This is a genomic window from Paenibacillus piscarius, from assembly GCF_022234545.1.
In the GTDB taxonomy this organism is placed as follows: Bacteria; Bacillota; Bacilli; order Paenibacillales; family Paenibacillaceae; genus Paenibacillus_AQ; species Paenibacillus_AQ piscarius.
On record NZ_JAIEUI010000003.1, the window covers coordinates 102,516 to 119,160 of the forward strand.

Consider the following 16,645-nt stretch of genomic DNA (forward strand, 5'->3'; position numbering starts at 1 on the left):
GGAGAGAATTCTTCTCCTTCAGCCCCCGAAATCATTAAATTTGAAGTATAATTAACCTGACATTGCATTGATCTGCCCGTAATGAAGGAGATCCGAATGAGAGCAATCCTGATTGACGATGAAGCGCTGGCGCTGACCTATTTGGAGCATCAGCTGCGTAAGCTTGGTGTTTTTGAGATTATTGGCAAATATACAGACCCGCTGCAGGGACTGCAAAAGGTAGAGGAGGCCGATGCGGATATCGTGTTTCTTGATATCCACATTCCTGAGCTGAGCGGGATTGAGCTGGCTGGGATTCTGCTGGAGCGGAAGCCCTATTTGCAGGTGGTGTTTGTAACGGCTTATGATCAATATGCCATTAAGGCGTTCGAGCTGAACGCTCTGGATTATGTGCTCAAGCCGGTTCAATTAGACCGTCTTAGACTTACGGCCCGCCGGCTGGAGACCCGTCTTAGACCGGAACTGCCAGCCACCAGAGCGGCGCAGCCCGAAAGCTGGAGCATTCTGATGTTCGATGCCTTCCGGATCTATGCAGGCGCGCAGGAGCTTGCACCGCTTCAGTGGAGAACGTCCAAGGCGCAGGAGATTTTCTTGTATCTGCTGCATCACCGCGGCAAGGTAGTCAGCAAAGCAACCCTGATAGAACTGCTGTGGCCGGAATTCGATCTGAGCCGGGCCTACCCGCAGCTGTATACTGCTGTCTATCATATCCGCAAAATACTGGAGCCGTTCAGCCGGGAACGGATGCTGCTGCAGAATACCGCCGACGGTTATCTGCTGAGACTGGAAGGGATCTATCTGGATGCCGATGAGTTCGATTATTTCATCCAGGCGGGAATCGAGCTGACGGAAGAGACGCTGCCTGAGTATGAACGAATTCTGAAGCTGTTCAAGAGCGAATACCTGGAGGGGTACGATTACGTATGGGCTGAGCTGGAGCGGCAGAGATTTCAGCTGCACTGGATCCGGCTGAAACTGAATCTGGTCCATTGGTATATGGAGAACGGAGAGGTGGAGCAGGCCTTCAAGCATGTCGAGCAGGTCTGCACCCGTTATCCGCTGGAGGAGCAGGCGCAATTACTGTACATGCAAATATCGGATAGAATGGGCTTTCATTTTCTCGTGCAAAGACAATATCTTATGCTGGAAACGGCCATGGAAGCAGAGGTTGCGGAGAAGCCAAGCCGGGAAATAGTCAAATGGTATAAGGATTGGGATAACAAGCGTCAAAAAGGGTGAGTCCTTGGGATTCATCCTTTTTGCCCTATCTAAATTATGATATATTTAATCTTGAATATTTCGTTCTGCAAAGTTCCGGCGAAGGAGAACCCCATGACCCAATTTGTCTACAAGCAAATTATTGCTGACCTCAAAACGAAGATCTTTGCCGGGCAGTACGCCGATATGAAGCTGCCGGATGAGCGCAGTCTCAGCGAGGCGTATCAGGTCAGCCGCAGTACGATCAAGCGCGCGCTGATGAAGATGGAGAGCTCAGGCATCATTTTCAAGAAACGCGGCTCCGGCACCTTCATCAATCCGTTATACATAAAGAATGACTCGATCTTCAATTACGAGGGCTCCAATCTGGGGGTATCGGACAACTTCCAGATGCACGGCCAGAAGCCGGAGATCAAGGTGCTCAGCTTCGAGGTCATCCGGCCAACGGAGGAGATCAAGCGCGATTTGTTCCTGCAGCCTCATGATTTCGTGTATAAGATCGTGCGTCTCCGTCTGTTCGACAGCGCGCCTTTTATGATTGAGACCGGATACATTCCGATCAAAATCGTACAAAATCTCGACCAGACGATTATCGAGGGGTCAATTTTTCATTATCTGGAGGAGTCGCGCAATCAGGCGGTCACCAAGTCATTTCTGTCTATTTTTGCCGAGCCTTCACTGCCTGAAGATCAGGAGCTGCTCCATCTCAAGGAGAATGAACCCGTGGGAATTATGGAGGGGATCTTCTTCCTGGATAACGGGACCCCGTTCGAATTCTCGCATATGCGGTTCCACTACCAATATCTGAAGTTCAACACGTTCGTATCTGTGCATTAACGGGGACGGTGTAAACAGCATAACTGACGTATAGCAGGCCGGGAGGAGTTCCGGTCTTTTTTATTTTTTAGGAATAACAAATAAATCCATAATTATAAAAATAAACATCTTTTTGTGCGTGATTTGCAGAGAATTTCATACTATGTTCAAAATTTCACAATATTGGACCGTATTAATTTCTAAAAAGATTGAATTTCTGAAATGCCGATGTATGATGTAACTGTAGAAGTGATACATTCAATTTACAAAGAAAAAATTAGGGAGTGGAAACACATGGGATTAACAATCGAACGGGTGGATTATTCCTCCAAAACGTATCTGGCAAAGCTTGACGCTTACTGGCGTGCAACCAACTACATCTCCGTAGGCCAGCTTTATTTGAAGGATAATCCGTTGTTAAGAGAACCGCTGAAGGATGCAGACATCAAAGTGAAGCCGATCGGACACTGGGGCACCATCCCTGGGCAGAACTTTATCTATGCGCACCTGAACCGTGTAATCACTAAATATGATCTCAACATGTTCTATATCGAAGGTCCGGGACATGGCGGTCAGGTGATGGTGTCGAACTCTTATCTGGACGGAAGCTACACGGAAATCTATCCGCAGATCACCCAAGACATCCCTGGTCTGAAAAAGCTGTTCAAGCAGTTCTCTTTCCCTGGCGGTGTTGCCTCCCATGCTGCTCCTGAAACTCCCGGATCGATTCACGAAGGCGGCGAGCTGGGATACTCCCTGTCGCACAGCGTAGGATCGATTCTGGATAACCCGGACCTGATCTCTGCAGTCGTTGTAGGTGACGGCGAAGCGGAGACCGGCCCGCTGGCTGCTTCCTGGCTGTCCAACCGGTTCATCAACCCGATTACAGATGGTGCTGTATTGCCGATTCTGCACTTGAACGGCTTCAAGATCAGCAACCCGACCATCCTCTCCCGGATGAGCAGAGAAGAACTGACCGCCTATTTTGCCGGCAACGGCTGGGAAGCTTTCTTCGTTGAAGGCGAGAACCCCGAGCTGATGCACCCGGAAATGGCGAAGGTGCTGGATACAATCGTAGAGCGGATTGCCGCCATCCAGAAGAATGCCCGTGAGAATAACGATGCTACCCGTCCGGTATGGCCGATGCTGGTCTTCCGCTCCCCGAAGGGCTGGACGGGTCCGAAATCCTGGGATGGCGTACCGAACGAAGGCTCCTTCCGTGCCCACCAGGTGCCGATTCCGGTAGACCAGAAGAATATGAAGCATGCTCCGGCGCTGCTCGAATGGATGAACAGCTACAGACCGGAGGAGCTATTTGATGAGAACGGCCGCCTGAACGCGGATCTGGCTGAAATTCTGCCAACCGGCGACAGACGTATGGGGATGAACCCGGTCACCAATGCCGGCAAGCTGATCAAAGACCTGCACAAGCCGAATTTCCGTAACTATACACTCGATAATTCCGCTCCAGGCCAAGTAATTGCGCAGGATATGGCGGTGCTGGGCAAATATCTGAAGGAAGTGGTTACGCTCAACGAAGAGAACCGCAATTTCAGAATCTTCGGACCGGATGAGACCATGTCTAACCGTCTGGGACCAGTGTTTGAAGTAACGAAGCGCCAATGGATGGATGCCATTCAGGAACCGCAGGATGAATTCCTGGCTCCATACGGCCGTGTCATTGACTCGCAGTTGTCGGAGCATCAGGCGGAAGGCATTCTGGAAGGGTATGTATTGACTGGCCGCCACGGATTCTTCGCCAGCTATGAAGCATTCCTGCGCGTGGTCGATTCTATGATCACTCAGCACTTCAAATGGCTGCGCAAGGCGACAGACCAGAACTGGAGAGAGGACATTCCTTCCCTGAACGTGATCGCTACCTCGACCGTATTCCAGCAGGACCATAACGGCTATACCCACCAGGATCCGGGTCTGCTCGGCCATCTGGCTGACAAGAAGCCTGAATTCATTCGTGAGTATCTGCCGTCCGATGCGAACAGCCTGCTGGCTGTGTTCGACAAGATCCTGAATGACCGCCAGAAGATCAACCTGATCGTATCCTCCAAGCATCCGCGTCCGCAGTGGTTCTCGGCAGACGAAGCGCAGGAGCTGGTGGACAAAGGCCTCAAGATCATTGACTGGGCCAGCACCGATAAGGGCGGAGAGCCGGATCTCGTCATCGCTTCCTCCGGTACTGAACCTACCATGGAAGCCCTGGCTGCCATCTCGATTCTGCATGAGAAGCTGCCTGAGCTGAAGATCCGTTATATTAACGTGGTAGATCTGCTGAAGCTGAGAAGCCAGAAGCTCGATCCGCGCGGCTTGTCTGACGAAGAGTTTGATCAATTTTTCACAAAAGACAAACCGGTCATCTTCGCCTTCCACGGCTATGAAGGCCTGATCAAAGACCTGTTCTTCGACCGCCACAACCACAACCTGCATGTGCACGGCTACCGCGAGAATGGCGATATCACTACACCGTTCGATATGCGTGTACTGAACCAGATGGACCGCTTCGATCTCACGAAGGAAGCAGTGCTGAGCCTGCCGGAAGCAAGCAAATATCAGGCTATCGCTGACGAGATGGATGCTATGGTGCAGAAGCACCACGCGTACATCCGCGAAGAAGGCATCGACCTTCCAGAGGTTGAGAGCTGGGTATGGAAGGCTCTGAACTAAGCTTCATATATAGTGTTATCTCAATAATATAGCAGGCTTCAATCAGGGAGCGCTCCGGGGTCAGGCAATGGCTGCGGGGCGCTCTCTTTGTGTAGTTGTTGCTTGGATGGTGCGGTACTTAGCGGCGGCTTCCGCTGCACGGCAGTGAGGGAGGGGACACCACCCCTGCCGTTCATCTCCACCATGTGCTTCCAGTAGCGCTTCGGCATCTTCGAGGAACGCAGCCGGTCGTTATTGCGCTCCTTGATGCCGATAGCATGGTAGAAGCCGGTCCATAAGCGGCGGTATGCTTCCTCTGCCTCATCCGGCTCTGGCGGCGTCCACCCGCTCAACGGCACGATGGCCTCCCGTCCGGGCTCATGAATCAGCGCTGCCCCGTGGGTCTGGTCGTAGATCATGAAGCTCTCCCCCTGGAACCGGTCGCAGAAATGCTCTTGAATCACAGGAAGCACATAACCCTGCGGCTCAATTACGGCGGCCATGACCGGACCATATACGGAGAAGCGGACGAAGCCCGTATACAGATGCGCTTCATGCCGGAGTTGCTGGACAGCCTTCATCAGTGTGTTAACGGTGTCATCCGCCAGCATATTCATCACCTTGCGGCCATGCTTGAAGCCGAGATACAGGAAGTTCAGCATCAGCATTTCCTTCTCGGGGGCGCAGCTCCAGAAGCCCATCCGCACCAGCTCCTCAGCTTCGCGGCTGATCCGCAGCGGCAGGGATTTCAGTACCCGTGCTGCCTTGTCCTTGTCGGTCTCAATCCATTTGGCCTCCAGCAGCAGCCCCTGCTCTGCATCTGCAGAATGAATCGTTAACGGCGTCTCCTTCCAGGCGTAGCTCTCGAACACACAGCACAGCAGACCCTCGAAGGTTCCGTCATAGGTATATGCAAGGGCGGACGGCTTGAACATCAGGCCTTCGCCCCCTTCTTGACGCCATCCCAGTCTCCGGCTGCGGGCAAGGCCGAGAGGTTGAAGTCATCGAACAGTGTGAGCTGCTCCACCTTCGGCTGCTGGAGCGCGAGCTGCTCGCCGGACATGAGTGAGCGGAGCAGGGTATGCTCGCTGACCTTCAGCCCCTCCAGCGGCTTATCCTTGCAGGTGATGAAGAACTGGGCACGCTTCAGCACAACGCCGAGCTTCTTCAGCGCGTGGAAGTCGAGCGCTCCGGCCCGTCTGGCCTTAACGATCCGCTGTGCGCTTCTGACACCGATCCCGGGCACGCGCAGCAGCATCTCATAAGGGGCGCGGTTGATCTCTACAGGGAACTGTTCGCGGTGGTTGACGGCCCAGCTGCATTTCGGATCCAGCAGCGGGTTGAAGTTCGGTACGGCCTCATCCAGCAGCTCATTCGCTTTGAAGCCGTAGAAGCGCAGCAGCCAATCGGCCTGGTAGAGCCGGTGCTCCCGCAGCAGCGGAGGCTTCGTATCAAGAGAGGGCAGCAGGGAATCCTCCACCACCGGGGTATAGGCCGAGAAGAAGACGCGCTTAAGTGAGTATTTGCGGTACAGGCCTTCGGTCAGATTGAGAATCTGGTAGTCCGTATCGGGTGAGGCGCCTACGATCATCTGGGTGCTCTGGCCGGCAGGCGCGAAGCGGGGGGCGTGATTATACTTGACGATATCGGAGCGGTTCTCCTTGATCCGGTTGGTGATCAGTCCCATCGGCTTCAGGATGGACACCTTGCTCTTGTCCGGGGCGAGCCGTCCGAGACTCTCCTGCGAGGGCAGCTCGATGTTGACGCTCATCCGGTCAGCGAGCAGGCCCAGACGTGACAGGAGGGCGTCGTCTGCGCCGGGGATGGCTTTGACATGAATATAACCGTTGAACCGGTACACATTCCGCAGCAGCTCCAGCGCGGTGATCAGCTGCTCGGTGGTATAATCCGGGTTCCGCATAATACCAGAGCTAAGGAATAATCCTTCTATATAATTGCGGCGGTAGAACTGCATGGTGATATCCGCGATCTCCTCAGGGGTGAAGGCAGCCCGCCGGACGGGGTTGGATTTGCGGTTAATACAATAGGCACAATCGTAGATGCAGCCATTGGTCATCAGCACCTTAAGCAGTGAAATGCAGCGTCCGTCCGCGGCGAAGCTGTGGCAGATTCCCATGGCGGTGGTGTTGCCGAGCGCCCCGCTCTGGCCTGGGCGGCTGGAACCGCTTGAGGTGCAGGCTACATCGTATTTGGCCGAGGCGGTTAGAATCTCTAATTTCTCCATGACATCCACGGGCTCCATCTCCCTTCTATATGAGCATTATAACCAGAACAAGTGTTCCTGTCAAAAGCAATATCGGGTGCCCCGTCCCGCGAAAATGTATGCGCATTCCTTCTTGTGCTATAATAGGACGTGATGGTTCTTAGCATTCAAGGAATCATACCGTTACTGAAAATCGGGTTAGGAGTGTTGCTGAAGTGAGAGGATATAATATCTGGCGGCCCATTATGCTGATTGCGGTTGCGCTGCTGACAAGAACGCTGGTTAACAGTGTCTGCCTGATGTTCGGCATGTCGCCGGATACCGCAGGCAGTGTAGCTGTGCTGGGCATGGTCGTTGCCGCTCTGATTATGTATAACCGCATGATGAAGGGCCGCCGCAGATAGCGCATAGAGAGGATCCGGCCGGATCAACCGGCGAAGCGGATTGCATAGGAACAGGCTTGAAAGACGCCCGCACAGGTGTCTTTTTATTATATACAAGCGGTTCCTGATCATACAGGCGGACTTCCGCCGGCATTCCGGCACGCGGTGCTTGAATATTAAGGCCGGAGCTTTTATTCTTAGAAGGATGTGCTGTATAGATACAGGCTCTAAGTTCAAGATAATGTGTATCCCGCAGGGGAACCGCAATCGATAGAATAAGCAGCACTCAGCCCGGAATTTACAAATAGGAGGAAACCACTTGAGTACACAGAAGATTGGAGTGCCCTTAGAGGGTTTTGCAGAATTCAGCCGGAAGGTAGCCGCAGAAGGTGCGGTGCTGCTGAAGAATGAGGGACAGGTGCTTCCGCTGGGGAATGGCGACAGCATAGCTGTTTTTGGCAGAATACAGGTGAATTACTACCGCAGCGGCACCGGATCAGGCGGGAGCGTCCATGTGGCTTATACGACGAACCTGCTGGATGGCCTGCGCAGCAAAAAGAACATCAGCGTTAACGAAACGCTGGCCGCCGCCTATGAGGAGTGGATTGTCCATAACCCGTTCGACGATGGCGGGAAGGTATGGGCCGGTGAGCCGTGGAACCAGAAGGAAATGCCGCTTACGGATGAACTGGTGAAGCAGGCCAGAAGCCAGTCGGACAAGGCTGTCGTGGTCATTGGACGGACGGCCGGCGAAGACCAGGATAATGCCGATACACCGGGAAGCTACCGGCTTACTGAAGATGAGAAAGCGATGCTGAAGCAGGTTACGGCTCATTTTGAACAGACGGTTGTTGTGCTGAATGTGTCTAATATTATTGATATGAGCTGGGTGGATGACGCTGCTTATGTGCACCCGATCTCTGCGGTCATCTATTCGTGGCATGGCGGGATGGAGGGCGGTAACGCGATTGCCGATGTCCTGGCCGGAGAAGTGACGCCAAGCGGCAAACTGACCGATACGATTGCTTATTCCATTGAGGATTACCCTTCTACGAAGAACTACGGCAATGAGTTCAAGAACCTGTACGAGGAAGACATCTATGTCGGCTACCGTTATTTCGAGACGTTCTGTCCGGAGAAGGTTCAATATGAATTCGGCTATGGCATCTCCTACACTACCTTCAAGCTGGAGACCGAAGAAGCGAAGCTGGTGGAGCAGGAAGGCGTGAAGCAGATTGAGATCGGCGTAACGGTAACTAATACAGGGACAACCTATGCCGGTAAAGAAGTTGTGCAGGTGTATGTTGAAGCTCCGCAAGGACAGCTGGGCCAACCGGCCAAGGCACTGGCCGGCTTCGCGAAGACCGGGCTGCTTCAGCCCGGCGAGTCCCAGCGGCTGACGGTCAGCTTCCCGCTGCACGCCATAGCTTCCTATGATGATGCCGGCGTGACCGGTCATCCATCGGCCTATGTGCTGGAAGCTGGAACCTACCATTTCTATGCCGGTACCAGTGTGAAGTCTGTATCGCCAGTCCGGGTGGATGGACAAGAGGGTTATGTGCTCGAGGAGCTTCAGGTAGTAGAACAGCTGCAGGAGGCCATGGCGCCTACCGAGAGCTTCATGCGGATGAAGCCGGGTGCCCGTAAGGAAGACGGCTCCTACGAGCTGACCTCTTCTGAGGTGCCAACCCGCAAGGTCGATCTGGCCGCACGGATTGAGAACAACCTGCCGCCGGTGATCGAGCAGACCGGCAACCAGGGATATATCCTGAGGGATGTACATGAGGGTAAGGTCAGCATGGAGGCCTTCATTGCCCAGCTCAGCGACGAGGATCTGGCGGCGATTGTACGCGGCGAAGGAATGAGCAGCCCGCTGGTCACTCCAGGCACAGCTTCAGCGTTCGGCGGAGTGAGCGACAGCCTGTTCAACTACGGCATTCCGGTGGCGGCAACCGCAGACGGCCCGTCCGGTATCCGTATGGACAGCGGAGAGAAGGCGACTCAGGTATCCATCGGTACGCTGCTGGCTGCGACCTGGAACGAAGAGCTGGTAGAAGAGCTGTATGTGCTGGAAGGCCAGGAATTGCTGCGTAATCAGGTAGATGCGCTGCTCGGGCCGGGTCTCAACATCCGCCGCAGCCCGCTGAACGGACGGAACTTTGAATACTTCTCGGAGGACCCGCTGATCTCGGGGATCTTCGCGGCTGCTTGTACACGCGGAATTATGAAGGGCGGCTCGAATGCCACCCTGAAGCATTACGCCTGCAACAACCAGGAGAAGCACCGCAGCAAGGTTGATGCTGTCGTATCTGAGCGTGCGCTGCGTGAGATCTACCTGAAGGGCTTCGAGATCGCCGTGAAGCAGGGCGGTGCGAACTGTGTCATGACCTCTTACAATCCGGTGAACGGCCACTGGGCTGCTTCCAATTATGATCTGAACACCACGCTGCTTCGCGGCGAATGGGGCTTCCAAGGGATTGTAATGACCGACTGGTGGGCGCTGATGAATGATGTGGTGAACGGCGGTCCGGCCGACCGGAAGTTCACGAACTGGATGGTCCGGGCGCAGAATGACCTGTACATGGTGGTCAGCAACTATGGTGCAGAGATCAACGCCTACGAAGACAATACCATCGCTTCTCTGGAGAACGGAACCCTCACCCGGGGCGAGCTTCAGCGTTCGGCTATTAATATCTGCGAATTCATTATGAAGGCGCCGGTATTCTCCAGAAAGCACGAGAGTCTGGAGAAGGTAGAAATCTTCAAGGCAGATCCGGGCCTTGCGGCTGAGCAGGTCCAGGTGCTGAGCGAGAACGCGCAGGTGATCCCTGTGGTGTCCGGTCCGACCTATATCGAGGTGAGCGAAGCCGGCCCGTACCGCATGATTGTCAGCATGATGTCCACCGAGCCGGAGCTGGCCCAGAGCGCCTGCAACATGACGCTGAACGGACAAGCCGTGACGACTATTCAGACGCATGGGACGAACGGCAAATGGATCAGACAACGGCTCGTGAAGATTGAGCTGGAAGCCGGACGGTATGAGATGAAGCTGGACTTCGTCAAGCCGGGACTGCAGATTGAATGGATTGAATTCAAGCGGGTGTAAAAGCCTCAGCGGAAGAATGATTCATAGCAACAGCAAACAGGCAGATTGAATCGATTGAGCAGATTAGGCACCCTCAGGGTGCCTTTTTGCCTTGGCTAAGCGCACCACGTGCTGCATGAGCATACTACACGGTTTCCGCCCTAATCCGCATACCCCGAATACCGCCGAATAAAATAAGGTATAACGGCTACGATGAAGGAGTGTGTACAAGGATGCAGATACATGTAGTGCAGCCGGGGCAGACGCTGTATGGAATTGCGCAGGCCTATGGCGTGAGCACGGATGCGATAGAGGAGGCGAATAAGCTGTCTGCGCCGGAGCGGCTGGTCTCCGGGCAGGCGCTGGTCATCCCGATTGCCGGGCATTATTACTGGGTCCAGCCGGGCGACAGCTTGTATAGTATTGCCAAAAGGTTCAGTCTGAAGGCCAGCACCCTAGCGGATGTGAACGGTCTGGTCCTGACCCAGCCGCTGCAGACGGGACTCCGCCTGTATATCCCCCCTGCCCCAAGGCGGGAGGCTGAGGTGAACGCTTATGTGGAGCCCAGAGGTGAGACGTTCTCCCAGCCGCTGCAGAAGGCTGCGGCAGACGCTGCTCCGGATCTTACGTACCTCGCCCCGTTCAGCTTCCGCATCCAGCGGGACGGCTCGCTGCAGGCCCCGCCGCTGGATGATCTCGCCTCCATTGCCGCGCAGCATCAGGTGACGCTGATGATGGTCGTAACGAACCTGGAGAATGCCCAGTTCAGCTCGGAGCTGGGGCGTATTATTCTGAATGACCAGGAGGTCCAGGACCGGCTGCTGAAGAATATCATCTCGGAGGCGAAGCGGCTGAACTTCCGGGACATTCACTTCGACATGGAGTTCCTGCGGCCGGAGGACCGGGAAGCTTACAACGCTTTTCTGCGCAAAGCGGCAGAGATTATTCACAAGGAAGGCTTCCTGCTGTCTACCGCCCTCGCCCCGAAGACCAGCGCATCGCAGACAGGGGCCTGGTATACGGCACATGACTATAAGGTCCATGGTCAGGTAGCGGACTTCGTGATTATTATGACCTATGAATGGGGCTACAGCGGCGGGCCGCCGATGCCCGTCTCACCCATTGGACCGGTACGCCAGGTGCTGACGTATGCAGCAAGCGAGATGCCTTCACGCAAGATTATGATGGGGCAGAATTTGTACGGGTACGACTGGACGCTGCCTTTTGTCGCGGGCGGCCAGTATGCCAAAGCGCTTAGTCCGCAGGCGGCCATCGACCTGGCGAGGAACCGTAACGCAGCGATTCTGTATGACTATAGAGCCCAGGCACCGCATTTCAATTACACCGATGACGCGGGCAAGCAGCACAAGGTGTGGTTTGAGGACGCCCGCTCCATCCAGGCCAAGTTCGACCTCATCAAGGAGCTGGACCTGCGCGGAATCAGCTACTGGAAGCTGGGCCTGCCTTTTCCGCAGAATTGGCTGCTGCTTCAGGATAACTTCAAGGTGGTCAAAAAATGATAAAAAAAGGCTGCGCCTCCTAAACGGGAAGCACAGCCTTTTCTATATTACGCGGAGGGCTCGGTTAGCCCATTAAGCCCTTAAGGCCGCCCAGGAAGGGCCGGATCGACTTAATCATATTGTAGCCCATCTTCATGACCGGCATCGCCTTCTGTACCATGCCGAACATCCCCATCAGCCGTCCCAGTCCGCCAGCTCCCCCTGCTCCGCCCATGAGCGAACCTAATAAGGGCATGAAGCTGGAGACATTGGCCTTGTGTGCAGCCTTGGAGGGTCTTCTTCCTTTAGACTTAGGGCCCGGACGCGTGCTTGGTCTGGACAGGATCACGGCCTCCTGATTCAGGTCTGTGATCCACCCTACATAAGAACGCCCGTTATGCAGCGTGATGCAGACCGGCTGACCTTTCAGCCGCTGTGCCTGCTTGCGGAGCTTTGCTTGCTGTGCCATTTTACCTTCACCTCACCATTTTTACTATATATCTTACTCAGAACCCGGCAGACGGCTTGTGCAGGTATGGAGTTTTAGGGGAATTTGTTGGATGGAGCGGGCTGTTTTTTATATATGATTGACGTAATATTAAGGGGAGAGTGAGATAATATTCCATTATTATAGAAGAGGAGGGGGATTATAGTGCAAAAAATTGAGAAGCTGGCGCGATTTATCGCGGCCTGCAATGCAGGAAGCCAGCACTGCGGGTATGCGGGCAGTACGCTGGAGGATATTATGCATGACCTCAGTGACGGACTGGCGGAGACCAGCCATGTGTTATATGAAGGAGAAGAAATCACCGGCGCGATGATCCTGGATATCTATGATGTTGGTGGAGGCCAGCAGGATATTGAAGTCTGGGGACCCTATTATTCCGCCCATCCTGAGGAGAAGCTCCGGCGGCTGTTCCATGACCTGGAAGAGGCCGTCCAAGCCTCAAGCATCCGGTATGTTCACTTCTTCATCAGCAGCGCTAACCAGCCGCTATATGAATATGTCAGCCGGTATCTTATTGAGAAGGTGAGGGCGCATCACCATTATTCATTGGATATAGCAGTAATAGCGGAGACCAGCTGTCCCGGGGGACCGCCCATTCTTCAGGCAACAGAGCCTGAATCAAGGTGGACCAGGCAGATCATGGAGCTGCATGACCGCCAGTTTCCGGGTGCCATCCTTACCAGTGAGGAGATCAGGGAGGAAATAGAGAACAGCGGGGACAGTGACTATGATGTCTGTGCCGTGCTTGATGATGACTCATTCATAGGTTACCTGATTGTCCGCAGAAATGAACGGACCCATGTCCTTCATCTGGAATACATATGCATCCGCCCAGAAGCGAGAGACCGGGGGACGGGGAAGCACCTGATCCGGCAACTCGCGGCCATATACGGAGCGCAGGGTTATACACGGATTGAACTGGACGTCAGTGAGGAGAACGAAGCGGCCATCCGCTTTTACGGCAAGAACGGGTTCAGCAGGGGGCGTATCATGAAGCATATTGTGATTGGCGGGGGAATGGATCGGGTGTCTCAGGCACAGTAATGGAATGTCGTGAAAATTTTTACAGAGAAAAAAAGGTAAATTGGCAACTGTGTAGAATAATCCTAAAGTGCTGGATTAATGTGTGTAAAAGCATGACTTAAGTCCTGGTGCTAAATCTATTGGGGAGTGACCTAATCTCTTGGCTATCCATCGTTTTTTAAGAAATGCCTGCTTCATAGTAATTTTAATTGTTCTAGTACCATTTGCCCGCAGTTACGCAAGTGCAGAGCCGGTGTCAGACATCAAAGGGCATTGGGCGGAATCCGACATTCAGGAATGGCTGGATCAGGGAATCGTTACCGGTTATCCCGATCATACCTTCCGGCCGGGGGCTGAAGTAACCAGAGGTGAGTTCGTCGCACTCGTGAACCGGGCCTTTAAGTACTCGGATATCAAGGCTGTCAGCTTCAAGGATCTGAAACCTGAGAATTACGCGTACATAGAAGTACAGAAAGCGATCGCTCAAGGATACATCAGCGGATTCAGCGATCATACCTTCCGTCCCGACAAGCAAATTACGAGACAGGAGACGGCTGTAATCATCTCCAGAATATTAGGCTTTGACAGTACAGAGGCAACTGCTGCAGTCTCTGCGCAGGACTCGAATCTTATCCCGGCCTGGAGCAAGCCTGCCGTAGGGTATATCTTGGACCAGGGGATTATGAGCAAGAATTCCGGTGGAGCCTTCCAGCCCCAGCGTAATATGACCCGTGCTGAAGCTGTGGTGGTTATCAAGAAGGCGCTGGGTCTGAGTACAGTGGTTTATGATCAGGCGGGTGCTTTTGGCAAGGATGCAGTTAGTACTGTACACCATAATGTCAGAATTACAGCTTCCGATGTCACGCTCCGCAATATGCATATCCGGGGTGATCTGGTCATTGCTAAAGAGGTGGGCGATGGGGATGCCTTCCTTGAACAGGTTCAAGTGGACGGTGTAACCCGCATCCAGGGCGGGGGCAGTAACAGTGTCCATATCCGGAACAGCAAACTAAACACGGTATCTGTGAATCGGCTGAATCGCACGGTGCGGGTTGTTGCCGAGGGTACAAGCGTTGTGAAGGACATTCAAATTCTATCCAGTGCGATTGTGGAGGAGAAGGATCTTTCCGGCGATGGTTTTGTGAATGTGAACGTGCTTCCTGGAGCATCGTCAGAGCGGACGGTGGTGCTTGCCGGAGACTTCAAGGATGTAACTGTTGGAAGCAGCCTTAAAGAGCTTAGTGTCCGCTCAGGCAGCATAGCTAACCTGCTGATCCAAGAGAATCTGGTCATTCCTACCCTGAATTTCAACAAGAATGTCGTGATTGAACAACTGGATATGAAGAGTAAGCTGACAATCTCCGGCGAGGGCCAAGTCAAAGGTATTATACTGTCGGAAGGCGTACCGGACCCTAAGCTGCCAAAAGAACAAACACCTGCTACACCTTCATCCGGAGGCGGGGGAGGTTCGTCTAACCCTAGCCCTGGCGGCGGTAGTGGCGGCGGCTCTCCTGATCCGGGTACAGGCGGCGGGAACGGGTCGACTCCTGTACCGGCGCTATCTGTAACCGGAATTACTGCGGCCAATGGCGTGGTTGAAGTTCAATTCAACCGAAATCTGGACACCATACCGGATGCTGCTGATTTCACAATTCTTGAACAGGTCAATCATGGTGAGTTTCATAAGGTTGAGGCGACTTTGGTTACGCTGCTTGACAATAAAGCAACAGTTCAACTTACAATTCCTTCGATAGCGAATAGTGAGGCTGAGCAGCTGGCAGTATACTCCGTGTCTTATAAGGGTGGAAGCCCTGTGTTATCTGAAGCGATTGCTGTGCCTAAGGCTAATGTAAGTGTAACGGGGCGTTTGTTTATTCAGCCTTATACGGAGAATAAGCTGGCTCCTGCTTATAATTTACCTGTCTTCTTAACGGGAACGAAGACGATATGGGGGAATTATACGGCTATCGTTGGAAAAAGCGGAGAATTTTCTTTTGAGAATGTGGTGCCTGGTACTTATGTTTTAAACACGAGCTTCAACGGATATAGATATTATACAGAATATACAGTTGAAGCAGGCAAGGATCTGGTTCTGCCCGATATCAAGATTATAGAGAAGCCTCCTGAAATTCAAATTGAACAAGTTACTTATACGGATAACCCTTATATCAGCGGAAGGATTATGAATGTTTATGATTCCTTCAGTGTTAAAATTGAGCTTGAGAACGGGGAGCAGTTGAACAGTCCTGCCGAAAAATACAGAACGTATTTTGATATTAATCTATTTGAATTGAACCCAGGCCTACACCTGAAGGCTAATGATAAATTATTTGTGACCGTGTACACGGATCGCGGCTGGTCCAGCCAGCGGTTTGAGGTGAAGGTAGTCGAACGACCGCAGACTAAGGCGCCGGTAGTGACTAGCGTGGTGTATGACGATACCAATAGGATCAGTGGCACCACAGAAGAATCTTCTGCTGATATAACATTAACCAGGGAAGATGGGACAATAATTGGGATAGCTACTAGCTATAATAGCAGGTTTGATATCTACCTTGGTAATTCTAATTCCCCGCTTTTCCATGCTGGTGAGAAGCTGAAGGTCTATGCTCAGGCGAGAGATAAAAGAAAGAGCGAGCCTGCTTACATTACTGTTCTGGCACCTACGGCTGTAACAGCGCAACCGGTCGTTACGAAAGTTGTTTATGAATATGATAGGGAAATCTATGGCACATCTGATGGAGACTCGGACATCATTGTCAGACGTGCAGACGGAACTATTTTGGGGCTGTCAAAGAATTTTGGTCCATCCTCTAAAAATTTTTGGATGTATCTTAATTCGCAACTTATTGCCGGAGAAACTCTATATGTAACCGCTAAGGGATACGAGAAACTCCCTAGCAAGCCTTTTGAGGTCGTAGTAGCCAGCAAACCAGTTACTCCGACACCTACAGTCGTTGGTGTGGTTTATGGTGATAATACGAAGATAGAAGTATATGTCCCTGGTCTATCAGGGGAATCGCTTGTTTATCTTAAGACTAAAGATGGTGAGGTAATCAGAGTGTTTTATATGGCCGGTGAGCGGGCTTCCTATGAAGTTATCGAAGTTAAACTTACTCCTAATATGCAATATCAAGTGACGGTTGTTGGCACACTAAAGAAAGAGAGTGAACCTTTCTTCTTCACAGTGATAGACCGAACCAAAGAGACCGAATAGTGAAGCGAGCATAG

11 protein-coding genes are annotated in these 16,645 nt (G+C 52.8%); 8 read left to right on the top strand and 3 right to left on the bottom strand.

From position 1 onward, the window contains the following. The first annotated feature begins 96 nt into the window (after positions 1-96). From K1558_RS06485 to K1558_RS06495, 3 genes are all read left to right on the top strand, one after another. The gene (locus K1558_RS06485; RefSeq protein ID WP_238650582.1) at positions 97-1,239 is read left to right on the top strand and encodes a response regulator; all 1,143 of its coding nucleotides are present in this window, start codon (positions 97-99) and stop codon (positions 1,237-1,239) included. Positions 1,240-1,332: 93 nt separating this feature from the next. Further along, entirely contained in the window at positions 1,333-2,055 is a 723-nt protein-coding gene (locus K1558_RS06490) for a GntR family transcriptional regulator (RefSeq protein ID WP_238650583.1), read from the top strand. Positions 2,056-2,328: 273 nt separating this feature from the next. Further along, on the top strand, positions 2,329-4,713 hold the full coding sequence (locus K1558_RS06495) for a phosphoketolase family protein (protein WP_238650584.1): 2,385 nt from the start codon (positions 2,329-2,331) through the stop codon (positions 4,711-4,713). A 38-nt stretch (positions 4,714-4,751) separates the two neighbouring features. Here the strand turns inward: K1558_RS06495 and K1558_RS06500 are convergent, their stop codons facing one another. Together K1558_RS06500 and K1558_RS06505 are read right to left on the bottom strand one after the other, a co-directional pair. Then, entirely contained in the window at positions 4,752-5,627 is an 876-nt protein-coding gene (locus tag K1558_RS06500; protein ID WP_238650585.1) for a TIGR03915 family putative DNA repair protein, read from the bottom strand. Then, the gene (locus K1558_RS06505) at positions 5,627-6,937 is read right to left on the bottom strand and encodes a putative DNA modification/repair radical SAM protein (RefSeq protein WP_238650586.1); all 1,311 of its coding nucleotides are present in this window, start codon (positions 6,935-6,937) and stop codon (positions 5,627-5,629) included. Before K1558_RS06505 ends, K1558_RS06500 begins: the two co-directional genes overlap by 1 nt. Positions 6,938-7,131: 194 nt before the next feature. Here K1558_RS06505 and K1558_RS06510 point away from each other — a divergent pair, with 194 nt between their 5' ends. From K1558_RS06510 to K1558_RS06520, 3 genes are all read left to right on the top strand, one after another. After that, positions 7,132-7,320 (top strand): hypothetical protein, encoded by a 189-nt coding sequence (locus K1558_RS06510; RefSeq protein ID WP_238650587.1) that lies wholly within the window; start codon positions 7,132-7,134, stop codon positions 7,318-7,320. A 298-nt stretch (positions 7,321-7,618) separates the two neighbouring features. Further along, positions 7,619-10,405 (top strand): glycoside hydrolase family 3 C-terminal domain-containing protein, encoded by a 2,787-nt coding sequence (locus tag K1558_RS06515; protein WP_238650588.1) that lies wholly within the window; start codon positions 7,619-7,621, stop codon positions 10,403-10,405. A 212-nt stretch (positions 10,406-10,617) separates the two neighbouring features. Next, positions 10,618-11,904: a LysM peptidoglycan-binding domain-containing protein gene (locus K1558_RS06520; protein WP_238650589.1), complete on the top strand. Its 1,287-nt coding sequence runs from the start codon at positions 10,618-10,620 to the stop codon at positions 11,902-11,904. 64 nt (positions 11,905-11,968) lie between these two features. Here the strand turns inward: K1558_RS06520 and K1558_RS06525 are convergent, their stop codons facing one another. Beyond that, on the bottom strand, positions 11,969-12,352 hold the full coding sequence (locus K1558_RS06525) for a hypothetical protein (protein WP_238650590.1): 384 nt from the start codon (positions 12,350-12,352) through the stop codon (positions 11,969-11,971). Positions 12,353-12,535: 183 nt separating this feature from the next. On the opposite strand from K1558_RS06525, the gene K1558_RS32980 reads away from it, so the two are divergent. Then, complete coding sequence (locus K1558_RS32980; protein WP_238650591.1) at positions 12,536-13,435, top strand: GNAT family N-acetyltransferase; 900 nt, start codon at positions 12,536-12,538, stop codon at positions 13,433-13,435. Between the two features lie 139 nt (positions 13,436-13,574). Beyond that, on the top strand, positions 13,575-16,631 hold the full coding sequence (locus tag K1558_RS06535; protein WP_238650592.1) for an S-layer homology domain-containing protein: 3,057 nt from the start codon (positions 13,575-13,577) through the stop codon (positions 16,629-16,631). The last annotated feature ends 14 nt before the right edge of the window (positions 16,632-16,645 follow it).

Bases quoted from the DNA above. Each gene is read 5' to 3' on its own strand.
- K1558_RS06520 (WP_238650589.1), top strand. From the start codon at position 10,618: ATGCAGATACATGTAGTGCAGCCGGGGCAGACGCTGTATGGAATTGCG.
- K1558_RS06485 (WP_238650582.1), top strand. From the start codon at position 97: ATGAGAGCAATCCTGATTGACGATGAAGCGCTGGCGCTGACCTATTTG.
- K1558_RS06490 (WP_238650583.1), top strand. From the start codon at position 1,333: ATGACCCAATTTGTCTACAAGCAAATTATTGCTGACCTCAAAACGAAG.
- K1558_RS06495 (WP_238650584.1), top strand. From the start codon at position 2,329: ATGGGATTAACAATCGAACGGGTGGATTATTCCTCCAAAACGTATCTG.
- K1558_RS06525 (WP_238650590.1), bottom strand. From the start codon at position 12,352: ATGGCACAGCAAGCAAAGCTCCGCAAGCAGGCACAGCGGCTGAAAGGT.
- K1558_RS06500 (WP_238650585.1), bottom strand. From the start codon at position 5,627: ATGTTCAAGCCGTCCGCCCTTGCATATACCTATGACGGAACCTTCGAG.
- K1558_RS06505 (WP_238650586.1), bottom strand. From the start codon at position 6,937: ATGGAGAAATTAGAGATTCTAACCGCCTCGGCCAAATACGATGTAGCC.